Origin of the sequence: Burkholderia sp. AU39826 (assembly GCF_020419965.1) — a bacterium.
Lineage (GTDB): Bacteria > Pseudomonadota > Gammaproteobacteria > Burkholderiales > Burkholderiaceae > Burkholderia > Burkholderia semiarida.
In genome coordinates this window covers 60,059-75,441 of sequence record NZ_JAIZQG010000031.1, presented here as the reverse complement: position 1 = coordinate 75,441, position 15,383 = coordinate 60,059, and the positions used below count along the sequence as shown (strand labels likewise).

Here is a 15,383-nt window from a genome sequence, read left to right as displayed (position 1 = left end):
CTCTTCAGTTCAAACCTGTTACTGTTTTCGGTTCCGTTAAGAACCGGTCGCTCACTCAAAGCTGACAGGAATATGAATCACTTCATAAACCTGACTTACTTTAGTGTGAGACTCTTGATACTTTCGCCATCTGATCCGAGGATCAGCTCGCTTTCATCAAGCGCCCACACTTATCGGCTGTTAATTTTTAAAGAGCGTTTCTGCGAGAAACTCCGTGTTTCCCAGCAGCGCTGCGTTTTCAGCAGCAGAGAAGCGAGATTATGAACCGTGTTTCGCAGCTCGTCAACAACTTTCTGAACTGCTTCGTTGCGACTGCGGGGCCCATCTTCCTGCGCCGCCGAGGCTCGTTACCACCGAACCCCAACAGCACCGCTTCCCTCCCTCCCGCGCCGCGTTTCCGTTAGCGCGAAAGAGGCGTGATTCTAAGCATCCGCCCCCATCCACGCAAGCTCTTTGTGAAGAAACTTTGAAAAGGCCTCCGTGCGCTGTCGCGCACGGAGGCTGGGGGCTCGACGAACGATGTAGCGCTGTCCGCCGACAGGCCGTCTGCAATATTCCTCTCTATATATAGAGGGGCGTCACTTGCCGCCCACGGCAGCCTGCAATTGCTCGAGCGGCACCGCATCGGCCATCGCCGTGTAACCGGCATCGCTCGGATGGATTCCATCGCCGCTATCGTATCGGCGCTGCAACACGCTCGCACGCGCCGGATCGCGCAGCACCGCGTCAAAGTCCACCACGCCGTCGAACCCGCCGCCGCTCCGGATCCACCGGTTCACCTCGAGCCGGATCGCCTCGCGCCCGGCCGGCAACGCCGCCGGCGTGAGCGTCGCGCCGAAGACCTTCACGCCCTGGCGATGCGCCGCGTCGATCAGCCGGCGATAGCCGTCGATCAGCGATGCGGCCGTTACCTGCGTATGCGGGTGATCGCAATCGAGCCCGGCGCGCGGCGGCATCGCCGCGAAGTTGATGTCGTTGATCCCGATCAGCACGATCGCCGCCTTCACGCCGGAGCGCGACAGCGCATCATGCTCGAATCGCGACGCCAGCGAGGTGCCGTAGCACGCGGAGTCGCTGAGCAGCCGGTTCCCGCTAATGCCGAGATTCACGACACCGATCGAATCGGCGCCCGACGCGGCCAGCCTGCGCGCGAGTGCGTCCGGCCAACGGCGGTTCCGGTTGACGGTGGAGCGCAGCCCGTCGGTGATCGAATCGCCGATCGCGGCGACGCTGGCGCGCGCGGCGCCGGACTCGACAGCCAACTCGGTCACCCACGCATATTGGGTAAAACGGGTGCGAAACGCGTCGGCGCCCGGGTCGCCCAGGTGATCGCCCGGCGCGGAGACATAATTGAACTGATTCGACACGCGGTGCCAGACCGTCATCCGCTGGTTCGGCCCCATCTGGAGACTGATCGCATACGGGCGCGCGGCCGTCACGTCGATCGTCACCGGATCGCTTTCGATCTCGTGACCAGGCGCGAGCGTCACCGACGCCTTGCCGCCAAACCGGACCGGCACCGCCGCGCCGCCGGCGAGCGCGGCACCTTCGCCGGCACGCGCGAGGCTCGCGGCCTCGACGACCAGCGGCGCGCGACCGTATGCGTTGCTCACGCGAATCCGCGCGGCCGGCCCCGACACGGTCGGATAGACGACCTGGCGCACGGTTCGGCCGGCCACGTCGGGCGCGCGGTAAAGCGGCGGCGGCGCGGCGAGGTCGGGAATCGGCTGCAGTGCGGTCGCCCACGCGGCGACCCATCCGGCCGGCGCGGCCGACGCCTCGAGCGGCGACACGAAAACGGCCGCACCCAGCACGGCCGCGGCGAAACTGCTTCGAAATGACATCGGCAAGATCCTCATCGGAAAGCGGGCATTGTGCCGCAGAAGACGCCGGGACCCTCGCGTGAAGCCGCACTTGCGCCATTCGATCGCGCCCCGATGTCCCTCGTTTACCCCAGTCCCGCCGCAAATCCGCAAGAAATTTATTAACCGACCGGTCGGTTGGTTTATACTTCGCACACATTCAACCGGACGAGAGCCTCCGCCATGTACACGCAATCCCTCGACATCCCCGGCAACGTCGCGCCGCTCGACGCCGCAGCCGAGTCGCCCGAGCAGGCGCGGTTCGATGCGGTGATGGCCGCGGACGGCAAGATCGAACCGCAGGACTGGATGCCCGACGCCTATCGCAAGACGCTGATCCGCCAGATCTCGCAGCATGCGCACTCGGAAGTCGTCGGCATGCTGCCGGAAGGCAACTGGATCTCGCGCGCGCCGAGCCTGAAGCGCAAGGCGATCCTGCTCGCGAAGGTGCAGGACGAAGCCGGCCATGGCCTTTATCTTTACAGCGCGGCCGAAACGCTCGGCGTATCGCGCGATTCGCTGGTCGACGCGCTGCACGCGGGCAAGGCCAAATACTCGAGCATCTTCAACTACCCGACGCCGACCTGGGCCGACGTCGGCGTGATCGGCTGGCTCGTCGACGGCGCCGCGATCATGAACCAGATCCCGCTGTGCCGCTGCACGTATGGCCCCTACGCGCGCGCGATGATCCGCGTGTGCAAGGAAGAGTCGTTCCATCAGCGCCAGGGTTTCGACGCGCTGCTGTCGATGATGAAGGGCACCGACGCGCAGCGTGCGATGGTCCAGCAGGCCGTCGACCGCTGGTGGTGGCCGGTGCTGATGATGTTCGGCCCGAGCGACGTGGATTCGGTCCACAGCAATCAGTCCGCGAAATGGGGTATCAAGCGGATCTCGAACGACGATTTGCGCCAGAAATTCGTCGACGCGACCGTCGATCAGGCGAAGGTGCTCGGCGTGACGCTGCCCGACCCCGACCTGAAATGGAACGAGGCGCGCGGTCACTACGACTACGGCGCGATCGACTGGGACGAATTCTGGCGCGTGGTCAACGGCGACGGCCCGTGCAACAAGGAACGCCTCGCCACTCGCGTGAAGGCGCACGAGGACGGCGCCTGGGTGCGCGAAGCCGCGCTCGCGCACGAAGCGAAGCGCCGCGCCCGCGCCGAACAGCACGCCGCCTGAGCGGCCCCCCTCGAATTCATGAATCAGGAGAAGGTAATGAACAAGGAATGGCCGATCTGGGAAGTGTTCGTGCGCAGCAAGCAGGGCCTCGACCACAAGCACTGCGGCAGCCTGCACGCCGCCGATGCGACGATGGCGCTGCGCATGGCGCGCGACGTCTACACGCGTCGCCAGGAAGGCGTGAGCATCTGGGTGGTGCCGTCGTCGGCGATCACGGCGTCGGATCCGAGCGAGAAGGCCGAACTGTTCGAGCCGGCGGGCGACAAGATCTACCGTCACCCGACGTTCTACACGCTGCCCGACGAAGTCAACCACATGTAACGCCCGCGCCATGACGATCACGCCCGAACACCTCTCCTACGTGCTGCGCCTCGCGGACAATGCGCTGATCCTCGGTCAGCGCAACGCCGAATGGTGCGGCCACGGCCCGATCCTCGAGGAAGACATCGCGCTCACCAACATGAGCCTCGACCTCATCGGCCAGGCGCGCATGCTGTATACGCACGCGGCCGAGCTCGAGCGCCAGCTCACCGGCGCGACGAAGACCGAGGACGACTACGCGTACTTCCGCACCGAGCGCGAATTCGCGAACTTCACGCTCGCCGAGCTGCCGCACTATGGCCCGCTCTCCGGTACCGCGCACGCCGACAAGGACTACGCGGTGACGATCGTGCGCAACTTCCTGTACGCGGCGCTGATGCTGCACGTGTGGAGCGCGCTGGAAACGTCGACCGACACGCAACTCGCCGCGATCGCCGCGAAATCGGTGAAGGAAACCCGCTATCACGTGCAGCATGCGCGCGAATGGCTCGTGCGCCTCGGCGACGGCACCGACGAATCGCACCGCCGCGCGCAGGCCGCGCTCGATTACCTGATGCCGTACACGCGCGAATTCTTCGCCGCCGATGCGGTCGACGACGCGATCGTCGCACCGGGCATCGGTCCGGCGCCGGCCGCGATCGAGGCCGCGTGGCGCGCGGACGTGGACGATGCGCTCGCCGAGGCCACGCTCACGCCGCCGACTCCGGTGAAGCATGTGACGACCGGCAAGCAGGGCGAGCACTCGGAGCACATGGGCTACCTGCTCGCCGAAATGCAGAGCCTCGCGCGTCAGCATCCCGGCGCGAGCTGGTAACCGCCCCACGTCACGGAGCCCGAGGATGTCCGCCCAGACCGCCGCCCCTACCCACGGCGCTCCCGCCGCGCACCGCGACGATCCGCTGCTCGCCCGCGCATGGGACGTGCTGGAAGCCGTGCCCGATCCGGAGATTCCGGTCGTGTCGATCCGCGAGCTCGGCATCCTGCGCGACGTCCGCCGCGCGGACGACGGCCGGCTCGAAGTCGTGATCACGCCGACCTACTCGGGCTGCCCGGCGATGTCGCAGATCGCCGAGGACATCGCCGCCGCGCTGCAGGCCGCCGATCTGCCGCCGCACCGGATCGAGACGGTGCTCGCCCCCGCGTGGACGACCGACTGGATCACGCAGGCAGCGCGCGACAAGCTGCGGGCCTACGGCATCGCGCCGCCGGTCGGCCAGTGCGGCAGCACCGCGCCGCGGGAAAACGTCGTGCGCTTCGTGCCGCGGCCCGTCGCGGCGCCGACCTGCCCGCGCTGCGGCTCCGCGCGCACCGAACGTCTCGCGCAATTCGCGTCCACGGCCTGCAAGGCGCTGTATCGCTGCGTCGACTGCCGCGAACCCTTCGACTACTTCAAACCCTACTGAATATGGCGACCCCGCAATTTCACCCGTTGCGTATCCGCGACGTGCGGCCCGAGACCGCCGATGCCGTCACCGTCTCGTTCGACGTGCCGCCCGAGCTGCGCGACGCATACCGTTTCACGCAGGGCCAGTTCGTCACGCTGAAGACCCACATCGACGGCGAGGAGACGCGCCGCTCGTATTCGATCTGCGTCGGCACGACGGACTACGACCGCGACGGCGAACTGCGCATCGGCATCAAGCGCGTGCGCGGCGGCCGCTTCTCGAACTTCGCGTTCGACACGCTGAAGCCCGGCCACACGATCGACGTGATGACGCCGGACGGCCGCTTCTTCACGCACCTGAACGCCGACCACGGCAAGCAGTACGTCGCGTTTTCCGGCGGCTCGGGGATCACGCCGGTGCTCGCGATCGTGAAGACGACGCTCGAGCTCGAGCCGCGCAGCACGTTCACGCTGATCTACGGGAACCGCAGCGTCGACGCGATCATGTTCGCGGAGGAGCTGGAGGACCTGAAGAACCGCTACATGAACCGCTTCGTCCTCTATCACGTGCTGTCGGACGACCTGCAGGACGTCGAGCTGTTCAACGGCGTGCTCGACCAGGCGAAATGCGCGGAATTCCTCGCGACGCTGACGCCGGCCGACGCGATCGACGAGGCGTTCATCTGCGGCCCGGCGCCGATGATGGACGCCGCCGAAGCGGCGCTGAAGGCGGCCGGCGTGCCGCAGGCGAAGGTGCACGTCGAGCGCTTCGGCACGCCGCTGCCGCAGGCCGGCGCACCGGTCGTCGAGATCACCGCGCAGACACCGGCCGCCGACCTCGAAATCGTGCTCGACGGCAAGAAGCGCAAGCTGCGCTTGCCGTACGAAGGCGTGAGCCTGCTCGACGTGGGCCTGCGCGCGGGCCTCGCGCTGCCGTACGCATGCAAGGGCGGCGTGTGCTGCACGTGCCGCGCGAAGGTGATCGAAGGCGAAGTGCGGATGGAGAAGAACTACACGCTCGAGGAGCACGAAGTGAAGGACGGTTTCGTGCTCACGTGCCAGTGCCACCCGATCAGCGACAAGGTCGTCGTGAGCTTCGATGAGCGTTGAGCGGCGTCGCGTCGCGGCGCCGGGCGGTTTCTCGTCGTCACACATCTCGCTTACACTAGGGGCCGCCGGCCGGCTGGACATCGCAACGTCCGCCCGGCCGGCGGTTTTCTTTTGTTGACGACAGGCCGATGAGTACCATTCATGTGATTCAGGGCGGCACCGCCGCCGCGTCGCTGCGCGAGGCCCTTGCGCTAGCCGGACGCGACGAGCGCGTCGTCGGTTTGCTCGACGATCTCGGCGTCGGGCCGCTGAAGGGCGTCGACGAGACGCCCGACACACGCGCCGCGTTCTGGCAGCACGTGCTCGGCGACCAGATTCCCGACTGGAACGCGGAAATCGAGGCCGAATTCGCGCGCCTCGACCAGCTTGCGATGGATGCCGGCCAGGTCGTCGTGTGGCACGCGCCGAGCGTCGGCGACAAGCTGCTGCTGCGCCGGGTCGCCTATCACCTGCGCAACGTGCCGCAGCGCCTGAACGAGGTGCGGCTGTCGGCCGCCGACCTCGACGCCGCGCAGCGCGCAGCGCTGTCGCGCACCGACCAGGCGTGCGCGACCGGAATGTTCTCGCCCGCGGAACTGGCGCGCAAGCGGCCGGCGGCCGCGCCGGTCTCGGTCCTGCGCATCGGCCGCCTCGCGCTCGAATGGCAGGAGGCGAAGCACCTGAACGCCGAACTGCGTTATTGGGTCAGCAACACGATCAAGAGCGGCCACTACGCCGATCTCGACGCGCTGATCGTCGCGCGCGCGGAAGCCGACTGGCAGCCCGCGCAGCGCCTCGTCGGCAGCATCATGGCCGCGGCCGACCGCGGCGGGCTGTTCGTCAGCGACTCGATCGCCTGGTGGCGCTGCCGCGAGCTCGCGGCAGCCGGCCGGCTCGAACTGCAGGACGATGCGCCCGCAGCCCTCTCTTCCACGCAGGTGCGCGCAGCCGCCGCGGCGGCGCACCGCTAATCTTCCGCATTCGACCATGGCCCGAACCCGAGCGCCCGACCACGAATCCCAGCGCGAGCAGATCCTCGACCTGGCCGCCGAGAAATTCGCGCAGACGAGCTACCCGAGCACGTCGATGTCCGATCTCGCGACCGCGAGCGGCACGTCGAAGGCGCGGCTCTATCACTATTACGAGAGCAAGGAAGCGATCCTGTTCGACCTGCTCGACCGCTACACGAAGCGGCTGATGCTGATCATCGCCGAGGTCGAGGGCGCGAGCCAGCGGCGCGGCCTCAGCGAGCGCGACGCGTTCGCCGAACTCGTGCGCGCGTTCCTCGCCGAGTACGAGACGTCGCACAGCCGCCACGTCGCGCTGCTCAACGACGTGAAGTATCTGGAGGACGCGCAGCGCGAAATCGTGCTCGACCGCCAGCGCGACATCGTCGCGGCGTTCACGCGACAGCTCGCGCGCGCCTACCCGGACCGGATCTCAAAGGAAAACCAGACCCCGGTGACGATGATGGTGTTCGGGATGATCAACTGGACCTTCACGTGGCTGAAGCCCGGCGGCCGCCTCGGCTACCGCGACTTCGCCGAACAGGTGATCGACCTGATCGAGCGCGGGCTGTCGACGGCGGCCTGATTGTCGCGCAGCAGCATGCGTTGCGCGACGGGCACAGTGGCACCACCCGTCGCGCATTTCATATGATGAATTTTAAATCCCTTCAAAATCAGCAAGTTACGGAATTAACTAAGCGGATTTAGAATTCCCCCTCAGGACAAAGAACGTCAAATACGGGTTTTCCCCAACCTCGCTCGGGTAAAATGCTGTTGCATTGCACAACCCGCTTGTGCACCCACACTGAGGAACCCACGATGAACACGCAATTCAACGGTCGTGCCGATGCTGTCGGCAAGGTCGGTACTGCGCCGGTTCTCGTCAGGGAACTGGCTTCCAAAGACCGTGAGCAAATGCTCACCCACTTTCTCTCGCTCGACGAAGAGGACCGCCTGCTGCGCTTCGGCCAGATGGTGCCCGACCACGTGATCGAGAACTATGTCCGCACGATCGATTTCGGTCGCGATACCGTGTTCGGCGTGTTCGACCACGACCTCGAACTGATCGGCGTCGGCCACCTGGCCTACTTGCCGGCCGAGGGCGACACGCGCACGGCCGAATTCGGCGTGTCGGTGCTCGAAAGCGCGCGCGGCCGCGGCGTCGGCTCGAAGCTGTTCGAGCGCGCGGCGATCCGCAGCCGCAACACGCACGTGACGATGCTGTACATGCATTGCCTGTCGCGTAACGCGACGATGATGCACATCGCGAAGAAATCCGGGATGCGGATCGAGTACGCGTACGGCGAAGCCGATGCGTACCTGTCGCTGCCGCCGGCCGACCACTCGACGATCATCGCCGAGATGCTGCAGGAACAGGCCGCGGTGTTCGACTACGCGATGAAGCGCCAGGCGCGCCGCACGACGAAGTTCATCGAATCGCTGATGCCGGCCTGACGCCGGGCCCGACTCGCCAACCTCAAGCCCCAACGCGCTGCCGTTGCAGCCCGCGAAAAAGGGCTCGCCCCTTTCGCGCTTCGCGTGTCCGGCGGCTGCCGACGTCATTGTCACCCCATCGCCTCACCGATACGGCCGCCCTTGCAGCCGACATCACGGCATGTTTCCCGCGCTCCGGCGCAGCGCGTCCGCTGGCAGTGCGGTTCAAGCTCATCTGTCGCCGGACAGTGCTCGCGCAGAAGAACATCTACTTTCGTATCCGTCCCATTGATCTTTGAGCGCCCGCCGATATATGATCGGTCGCTTATTTCATTCCGCGAAAGGTCGAAGTGACAGGCTGTCTACCCGTGGTTTCTCCATACTCGGGCTACGCCTTCATCCATCGAACCTATTTTCCCGCTTCGTCTATTTCATGTTGGATAAGGGTATGACGGGACAACGCAGGTATCACCATGCTGTTCCTGCGCCGCCGCCATGGTTGGAGATGACAATGAAGACCGCGCTGCATGCATGGCTGAACGGCTATCGGCGCATGCTGTCGTTTCGGGGCCGAGAGCGACGCCGGGATTTCCTCTGCTTCCTGCTCGGCCATTACCCGCTCTTTTATCTTCTGATCACGCTGATCAAATGGTCCCACACTCGGCTTTCCGCCGACGCAACGCTCACGTCGTTCCTGCTGTTCTGCGCCGGGCTCGCGTCGCTATGCGCGACCCTGGCCTACAACGTCAGGCGCCTGCACGACAGCAATCGCTCCGGCCTGCTGTGCATCGGCTACTTCCTGTTCGCAGCCCCCATTGTGATCCTCGTGTCGCTGTGGCTCGCGCCCCGCAACGCCGGTAATCAATACGGCCCCGATCCGCGCCGCACCCGCACGTAGCCCCCGCACCGGCGGTACGGCAAGCCGGCGCGTCGCATCTACATCACACGTCGCCGTCAGCGAATCGGCAACGCCGTCGTTTCCTTGAAGCAATCGAGCGAGAAGCTCGTTTTCACGTCGATCACCGACGGGTGATGCAGCAGATGCTCCTGCACGAAGCGGGAGAAATGCGCCATGTCCTCGACCTGCACGCGCAGCAGGTAATCCATGTCACCCGTCATCGCGTGGCACGCGACCACTTCCGGCCAGGTCTGCACGGCCGCGCGGAACAGTTCCGCGTGGGTCGCGCCCGCGCGCGCCGACGTCTCGTCGGCCCGGACCGGCGCGAGGCCGCCGCGCTTCTCGAGCCGCACGCTCACGTACGCGAGCAGGTCGAGCCCGAGCTTCTGCGGATTCAGCAGCGCGACATAGCCGGTGATCACGCCGATTTCCTCGAGCCGCCGGATTCGCCGCAGGCAGGGGCTCGGCGACAGGTTAACGCGCTCGGCGATCTCCTGGTTCGACAGGCGCCCGTTCTCCTGAAGAATCGCGAGAATCCGCCGGTCGATGGCATCCAATTCAGCCTGCGCCATCTTCTGCCCTCCATCGCTAATTTTGAGACTGGAAATTGCGCCATCGTAGGCGCGGGCGATTAAGTTCGCAAGTTTCCGCTCGCGGCCGCCCGCTACACTCTGTCGCATGTATCGACTTGCCGCGCATGCTGGTGACGGGCACGGCCGTCGACATCGAACCAGGCCGGACATGCGCACGCCGCGCCGGCCGATCGCCCCGCACAGGAGACACGACATGCAGATCCCCACCTGGGACAACCCCGTCGGCACCGACGGCTTCGAATTCATCGAATACACGGCGCCGGACCCGAAAGCGCTCGGACAACTGTTCGAGCGGATGGGTTTCACCGCGATCGCGCGCCACCGCCACAAGGACGTGACGGTGTACCGCCAGGGCGACATCAACTTCATCATCAACGCGGAACCCGATTCGTTCGCGCAACGCTTCGCGCGGCTGCACGGCCCGTCGATCTGCGCGATCGCGTTCCGCGTGCAGGACGCCGCCAAGGCATACCAGCGCGCGCTCGAACTCGGCGCGTGGGGCTTCGACAACAAGACGGGCCCGATGGAGCTGAACATCCCGGCGATCAAGGGGATCGGCGATTCGCTGATCTATTTCGTCGACCGCTGGCGCGGCAAGAACGGCGCGCAACCGGGCGCGATCGGCGACATCAGCATCTACGACGTCGACTTCGAGCCGATTCCCGGCGCGAACCCGAACCCGGTCGGCCACGGCCTCACCTACATCGATCACCTGACGCACAACGTGCATCGCGGCCGCATGCAGGAATGGGCCGAGTTCTACGAGCGCCTGTTCAACTTCCGCGAAGTGCGCTACTTCGACATCGAAGGCAAGGTGACGGGCGTGAAGTCGAAGGCGATGACGTCGCCGTGCGGCAAGATCCGCATCCCGATCAACGAGGAAGGCTCGGATACGGCCGGCCAGATCCAGGAATACCTCGACGCGTATCACGGCGAAGGCATCCAGCACATCGCGCTCGGCGCGAGCGACATCTACCAGGCGGTCGACGGGTTGCGCAGCAAGGAAGTGAAGCTGCTCGACACGATCGACACGTATTACGAGCTGGTCGACCGCCGCGTGCCGAACCATGGCGAATCGCTGGAAGAACTGAAGAAGCGCAAGATCCTGATCGACGGCGCGCGCGACGACCTGCTGCTGCAGATCTTCACCGAGAACCAGATCGGGCCGATCTTCTTCGAGATCATCCAGCGCAAGGGCAACCAGGGCTTCGGCGAGGGCAACTTCAAGGCGCTGTTCGAATCGATCGAACTCGACCAGATCCGCCGCGGCGTCGTGCAGGACAAGGCCTGACGCATCCGCCGGGGTGGCGCAGCGCCGCGCCACCGGGCCAGCCGCACGATCCGGCGACGCAAAGAAAAAGGGCGGGAATCCGAGGATTCCCGCCCTTTTTGCATGCCGGCGCGGCCCGCAGGCCGCGCGATCGCATCAACGCACGCTCGCCTTCGACTCGGCGGCACGCGCGGCAGACGGCTGTGCCGCGGCGTCCTGGGCCGGCACGATCTGAAGCATCTGCGCGCCGGCTGCCGCCAGCGCGCTCGCGCCTTGCGCACGCACCGGGCCGGTCATCGCGAAAAACGCGGCGGACACGATCAGGAAACTCTGGATATGACGTGTGTTCATTGCACCTCCTGTAAAACTGCCGGCGCCTCCCCGAGCGCGTCGGAACGCACCCACGCGGCCGGGCACCTCCGGCAGGCCGACAAGATTAACGGCATTTGCCCGCAGATCAATGCCGCTTTACATGCTTTTACATGATGTAACGCATGATCTCGCCCTGTTTCGCGACGTGCGGACGCCCGTGCCCCCGCGTCGCGACCGATGGGCGGCGGGTTTGCCCCAGTGCTACCATCCCTTAAAACCGGCGAACATGCCGGCCACTGCAGATGCGTCCAAAAGATGCCGACGCAACCGAAGTTTTGGTGATCCCAGACCGGGTGGAGGAGACAGTTAATGAATGCCCCGCTAGACGCAGACCAACGCGCGTCGCTAGAAGCCGCGCTGAAGTCCGTCACGCTTGACGACAAATACACGCTGGAACGCGGCCGCGCGTACATGAGCGGCATCCAGGCCCTCGTGCGCCTGCCGATGCTCCAGCAGGAACGCGACCGCGCCGCCGGTCTCAATACGGCCGGCTTCATCTCCGGCTACCGCGGCTCGCCGCTCGGCGGCCTCGATCTGTCGCTATGGAAAGCCAAGCAGCACCTGGCCGCCCACCAGATCGTCTTCCAGCCCGGCCTCAACGAAGATCTGGCCGCCACCGCCGTGTGGGGTTCGCAGCAGGTGAACCTGTACCCCGGCGCGAAATACGACGGCGTGTTCGGCATGTGGTACGGCAAGGGCCCGGGCGTCGATCGCACCGGCGACGTCTTCAAGCACGCGAACTCGGCCGGCTCGTCGCAGCACGGCGGCGTGCTCGTGCTCGCCGGCGACGACCACGCGGCGAAATCGTCGACGCTCGCGCACCAGTCCGAGCACATCTTCAAGGCCTGCGGGCTGCCGGTGCTGTTCCCGTCCAACGTGCAGGAATATCTCGATTTCGGCCTGCACGGCTGGGCGATGAGCCGCTACTCGGGCCTGTGGGTCGCGCTCAAGTGCGTGACGGACGTCGTCGAATCGTCGGCGTCGGTCGACATCGACCCGCATCGCACCGAGATCGTGCTGCCGACCGATTTCATCCTGCCGGAAGGCGGGCTGAACATCCGCTGGCCCGATCCGCCGCTCGTGCAGGAAGCGCGGCTGCTCGACTACAAGTGGTACGCGGCGCTCGCCTACGTGCGTGCGAACAAGCTCGACCGGATCGAGATCGATTCGCCGAGCGCGCGCTTCGGGATCATGACCGGCGGCAAGGCATACCTCGACGTGCGCCAGGCGCTGATCGACCTCGGCCTCGACGACGAAACCTGCGCGCGGATCGGCATCCGGCTCTACAAGGTCGGCTGCGTGTGGCCGCTCGAAGCGCAGGGCGCGCAGGCGTTCGCGCGCGGCCTCGACGAAATCCTGGTGGTCGAGGAAAAGCGCCAGATCCTCGAATACGCGATCAAGGAAGAGTTGTACAACTGGCCCGATGCGCAACGCCCGCGCGTGTTCGGCAAGTTCGACGAGAAGGACGGCGCCGGCGGCGAATGGTCGGTGCCGATGGGCAACTGGCTGCTGCCCGCGCACTACGAGCTGTCGCCCGCGATCATCGCGAAGGCGATCGCGACGCGGCTCGATAAATTCGAATTGCCGTCCGACGTGCGCGCGCGCATCGCGGCGCGGCTCGCGGTGATCAACGCGAAGGAAATGGCGCTCGCGAAGCCGCACGTGCAGACCGAGCGCAAGCCGTGGTTCTGCTCGGGCTGCCCGCACAACACGTCGACGAACGTGCCGGAAGGCTCGCGCGCGATCGCCGGGATCGGCTGCCACTACATGACCGTGTGGATGGACCGCAGCACGAGCACCTTCAGCCAGATGGGCGGCGAAGGCGTGCCTTGGATCGGCCAGGCGCCGTTCACGGACGAGAAGCACGTGTTCGCGAACCTCGGCGACGGCACCTATTTCCATTCGGGGCTGCTCGCGGTGCGCGCGGCGATCTCGTCGAAGGCGAACATCACCTACAAGATCCTCTACAACGACGCGGTGGCGATGACGGGCGGCCAGCCGGTCGACGGCGTGCTGACGGTGCCGCAGATCACGCACCAGCTCGCGTCCGAAGGCGCGAAGAAGATCGTGATCGTCACCGACGAGCCGGAGAAGTACGACAGCCAGAAGGCGCTGCTCGCGCCGGGCGTGACGATCCATCACCGCGACCAGCTCGACGACGTGCAGCGCGAGCTGCGCGAGATCGAAGGCACGACGATCCTGATCTACGACCAGACGTGCGCGACCGAGAAGCGCCGCCGCCGCAAACGCGGCACGTATCCGGACCCGGCGAAACGCGTCGTGATCAACGAAGCGGTGTGCGAAGGCTGCGGCGACTGCTCGGTGCAGTCGAACTGCCTGTCGGTCGAGCCGCTGGAGACCGAATTCGGCACGAAGCGCCAGATCAACCAGTCGAGCTGCAACAAGGACTTCTCGTGCGTGAAGGGCTTCTGCCCGAGCTTCGTCACGGTCGAGGGCGGCCAGTTGAAGAAGCCGAAGGCCGTGTCGGTCGACGGCAGCGCATTGCCGCCGATTCCGGAACCGACGCTGCCGGCGATCGAGCGTGCGTACGGCGTGCTCGTCACCGGCGTGGGCGGCACGGGCGTCGTCACGATCGGCGCGCTGCTCGGGATGGCCGCGCACCTGGAGAACAAGGGCGTGACCGTGCTCGACGTCACGGGCCTCGCGCAGAAAGGCGGCGCCGTGATGAGCCACGTGCAGATCTCGCACGCGCCGACCGACATCCACGCGACGCGGATCGCGATGGGCGAAGCCGATCTCGTGATCGGCTGCGACGCGATCGTCACGGCCGGCGACGAGTGCACGTCGCGGATGCGGCACGACGCGACGCGCGTGGTGGTCAACAGCGCGCAGACGCCGACCGCCGAGTTCATCAAGAACCCGAACTGGGCGTTCCCCGGCCTGTCCGCCGAGAACGACATCCGCGCGGCCGCCGGTGAAGCGGTGGATTTCATCGACGCGAACCGCTTCGCGGTCGCGCTGCTCGGCGACGCGATCTACACGAACCCGTTCGTGCTCGGCTACGCATGGCAGAAGGGCTGGCTGCCGCTGACGCTCGCGTCGCTCGAACGCGCGATCGAGCTGAACGCGGTGTCGGTCGACAAGAACCGCGCTGCGTTCGACTGGGGCCGCCGCGCCGCGTACGACCTGGCCAGCGTGAAGCAGGCCGCGGCCGGCGACGCCCGGCCCGCGCAAGGCGCCACGGTGATCTCGCTGCACACGAAGAAGGCGGTCGACGCGCTGATCGCGAAGCGCGTCGAATTCCTGACCGCGTACCAGAACGCCGCGTACGCGTCGCGTTATGCGGCGTTCGTCGACAAGGTGCGCGCCGCCGAGCGGGCACTGGCGGACGGCGACACGGTGCAGGAGCCGCTGACCGAAGCGGTCGCGCGCAACCTGTTCAAGCTGATGGCGTACAAGGACGAATACGAGGTCGCACGGCTGCAGTCCGACCCTGCGTTCCTCGCGCGCCTGACCGCACAGTTCGAAGGCGACTGGAAGCTGAAATTCCACCTCGCGCCGCCGCTGTTCGCGAAGACGGATGCGCACGGCCATCTCGTGAAGAAGGCGTACGGCCCGTGGATGATGTCGGCCTTCCGGCTGCTCGCGAAGGCGAAGTTCCTGCGCGGCACGGCGCTCGACCCGTTCGGCCGCACCGCGGAGCGCCGCACCGAGCGCGCGCTGATCGGCGAGTACGAAGCGCTGATCGGCGAGGTGCTGGCCAAGCTGAACGCGGCCAACCGCCCGCTCGCGCTCGAGCTCGCGGCGCTGCCAGACGGCATTCGCGGCTACGGCCACGTGAAGGAGAACAACCTGCGCGCGGTACGCCAGAAGTGGGACACGCTGCTCGCGAAGTGGCGGTCGCCGGCAGGCGGCCAGTCGCACCAGCAGGTCGCGTAACGAACGGCCCGCGCCGCGGGCGGGCGCGTTCCCGACGGTCTTCCTGACGTCCTGCCGGCCCCCCCCCCCCC

The 15,383-nt window shown here is 66.3% G+C and carries 14 protein-coding genes; 11 read left to right on the top strand and 3 right to left on the bottom strand.

All coding sequences use genetic code 11. The features are described 5' to 3' along the window. Positions 1-578: 578 nt before the first annotated feature. Positions 579-1,844, bottom strand: coding sequence for an SGNH/GDSL hydrolase family protein (locus tag LGM42_RS31340; RefSeq protein WP_226234257.1), 1,266 nt, complete (start codon positions 1,842-1,844; stop codon positions 579-581). 201 nt (positions 1,845-2,045) lie between these two features. On the opposite strand from LGM42_RS31340, the gene paaA reads away from it, so the two are divergent. The 9 genes from paaA (at position 2,046) to LGM42_RS31295 (ending at position 9,177) form a co-directional block, all read left to right on the top strand. After that, positions 2,046-3,044 carry a 1,2-phenylacetyl-CoA epoxidase subunit PaaA gene (gene paaA / locus LGM42_RS31335; protein ID WP_226234256.1) on the top strand — a complete coding sequence of 333 codons (999 nt, stop codon included), beginning with the start codon at positions 2,046-2,048 and terminating at the stop codon, positions 3,042-3,044. 36 nt (positions 3,045-3,080) lie between these two features. Beyond that, positions 3,081-3,365, top strand: a complete 285-nt coding sequence (gene paaB / locus LGM42_RS31330) for a 1,2-phenylacetyl-CoA epoxidase subunit PaaB (RefSeq protein WP_006482881.1) — start codon at positions 3,081-3,083, stop codon at positions 3,363-3,365. A 10-nt stretch (positions 3,366-3,375) separates the two neighbouring features. Next, on the top strand, positions 3,376-4,179 hold the full coding sequence (gene paaC, locus LGM42_RS31325; protein WP_059643732.1) for a 1,2-phenylacetyl-CoA epoxidase subunit PaaC: 804 nt from the start codon (positions 3,376-3,378) through the stop codon (positions 4,177-4,179). Between the two features lie 25 nt (positions 4,180-4,204). Continuing rightward, complete coding sequence (paaD, locus tag LGM42_RS31320; RefSeq protein ID WP_124659087.1) at positions 4,205-4,768, top strand: 1,2-phenylacetyl-CoA epoxidase subunit PaaD; 564 nt, start codon at positions 4,205-4,207, stop codon at positions 4,766-4,768. Between the two features lie 2 nt (positions 4,769-4,770). Further along, on the top strand, positions 4,771-5,859 hold the full coding sequence (gene paaE / locus LGM42_RS31315; RefSeq protein ID WP_059578243.1) for a 1,2-phenylacetyl-CoA epoxidase subunit PaaE: 1,089 nt from the start codon (positions 4,771-4,773) through the stop codon (positions 5,857-5,859). A gap of 128 nt (positions 5,860-5,987) precedes the next feature. Then, positions 5,988-6,809 (top strand): DUF1835 domain-containing protein, encoded by an 822-nt coding sequence (locus tag LGM42_RS31310; RefSeq protein WP_060310168.1) that lies wholly within the window; start codon positions 5,988-5,990, stop codon positions 6,807-6,809. Positions 6,810-6,825: 16 nt separating this feature from the next. Further along, positions 6,826-7,431 carry a TetR/AcrR family transcriptional regulator gene (locus tag LGM42_RS31305; protein WP_059578238.1) on the top strand — a complete coding sequence of 202 codons (606 nt, stop codon included), beginning with the start codon at positions 6,826-6,828 and terminating at the stop codon, positions 7,429-7,431. 233 nt (positions 7,432-7,664) lie between these two features. Continuing rightward, the gene (locus LGM42_RS31300) at positions 7,665-8,300 is read left to right on the top strand and encodes a GNAT family N-acetyltransferase (RefSeq protein WP_059578237.1); all 636 of its coding nucleotides are present in this window, start codon (positions 7,665-7,667) and stop codon (positions 8,298-8,300) included. 490 nt (positions 8,301-8,790) lie between these two features. Then, the gene (locus tag LGM42_RS31295) at positions 8,791-9,177 is read left to right on the top strand and encodes a DUF805 domain-containing protein (protein ID WP_059578232.1); all 387 of its coding nucleotides are present in this window, start codon (positions 8,791-8,793) and stop codon (positions 9,175-9,177) included. Positions 9,178-9,233: 56 nt separating this feature from the next. On the opposite strand, the gene LGM42_RS31290 is transcribed toward LGM42_RS31295, so the two are convergent. Further along, entirely contained in the window at positions 9,234-9,749 is a 516-nt protein-coding gene (locus LGM42_RS31290) for an Lrp/AsnC family transcriptional regulator (RefSeq protein WP_059578229.1), read from the bottom strand. Positions 9,750-9,963: 214 nt separating this feature from the next. Between LGM42_RS31290 and hppD the strand changes: the two genes are divergently transcribed. Then, positions 9,964-11,061: a 4-hydroxyphenylpyruvate dioxygenase gene (gene hppD / locus LGM42_RS31285; protein WP_059578227.1), complete on the top strand. Its 1,098-nt coding sequence runs from the start codon at positions 9,964-9,966 to the stop codon at positions 11,059-11,061. Between the two features lie 135 nt (positions 11,062-11,196). Here hppD and LGM42_RS31280 read toward each other — a convergent pair whose 3' ends face one another. Continuing rightward, a complete protein-coding gene (locus LGM42_RS31280) occupies positions 11,197-11,391 on the bottom strand; it encodes a hypothetical protein (protein ID WP_226234255.1) in 195 nt (64 codons plus the stop codon). Between the two features lie 330 nt (positions 11,392-11,721). Here LGM42_RS31280 and LGM42_RS31275 point away from each other — a divergent pair, with 330 nt between their 5' ends. Next, complete coding sequence (locus tag LGM42_RS31275; RefSeq protein WP_226234254.1) at positions 11,722-15,312, top strand: indolepyruvate ferredoxin oxidoreductase family protein; 3,591 nt, start codon at positions 11,722-11,724, stop codon at positions 15,310-15,312. Positions 15,313-15,383: the final 71 nt, after the last annotated feature.

Coding starts and splice junctions, on each gene's coding strand:
- paaC (WP_059643732.1), top strand. CDS start 3,376: ATGACGATCACGCCCGAACACCTCTCCTACGTGCTGCGCCTCGCGGAC.
- LGM42_RS31340 (WP_226234257.1), bottom strand. CDS start 1,844: ATGTCATTTCGAAGCAGTTTCGCCGCGGCCGTGCTGGGTGCGGCCGTT.
- paaD (WP_124659087.1), top strand. CDS start 4,205: ATGTCCGCCCAGACCGCCGCCCCTACCCACGGCGCTCCCGCCGCGCAC.
- paaA (WP_226234256.1), top strand. CDS start 2,046: ATGTACACGCAATCCCTCGACATCCCCGGCAACGTCGCGCCGCTCGAC.
- hppD (WP_059578227.1), top strand. CDS start 9,964: ATGCAGATCCCCACCTGGGACAACCCCGTCGGCACCGACGGCTTCGAA.
- LGM42_RS31290 (WP_059578229.1), bottom strand. CDS start 9,749: ATGGCGCAGGCTGAATTGGATGCCATCGACCGGCGGATTCTCGCGATT.
- LGM42_RS31300 (WP_059578237.1), top strand. CDS start 7,665: ATGAACACGCAATTCAACGGTCGTGCCGATGCTGTCGGCAAGGTCGGT.
- LGM42_RS31295 (WP_059578232.1), top strand. CDS start 8,791: ATGAAGACCGCGCTGCATGCATGGCTGAACGGCTATCGGCGCATGCTG.
- paaB (WP_006482881.1), top strand. CDS start 3,081: ATGAACAAGGAATGGCCGATCTGGGAAGTGTTCGTGCGCAGCAAGCAG.
- LGM42_RS31305 (WP_059578238.1), top strand. CDS start 6,826: ATGGCCCGAACCCGAGCGCCCGACCACGAATCCCAGCGCGAGCAGATC.
- LGM42_RS31310 (WP_060310168.1), top strand. CDS start 5,988: ATGAGTACCATTCATGTGATTCAGGGCGGCACCGCCGCCGCGTCGCTG.
- LGM42_RS31275 (WP_226234254.1), top strand. CDS start 11,722: ATGAATGCCCCGCTAGACGCAGACCAACGCGCGTCGCTAGAAGCCGCG.
- paaE (WP_059578243.1), top strand. CDS start 4,771: ATGGCGACCCCGCAATTTCACCCGTTGCGTATCCGCGACGTGCGGCCC.
- LGM42_RS31280 (WP_226234255.1), bottom strand. CDS start 11,391: ATGAACACACGTCATATCCAGAGTTTCCTGATCGTGTCCGCCGCGTTT.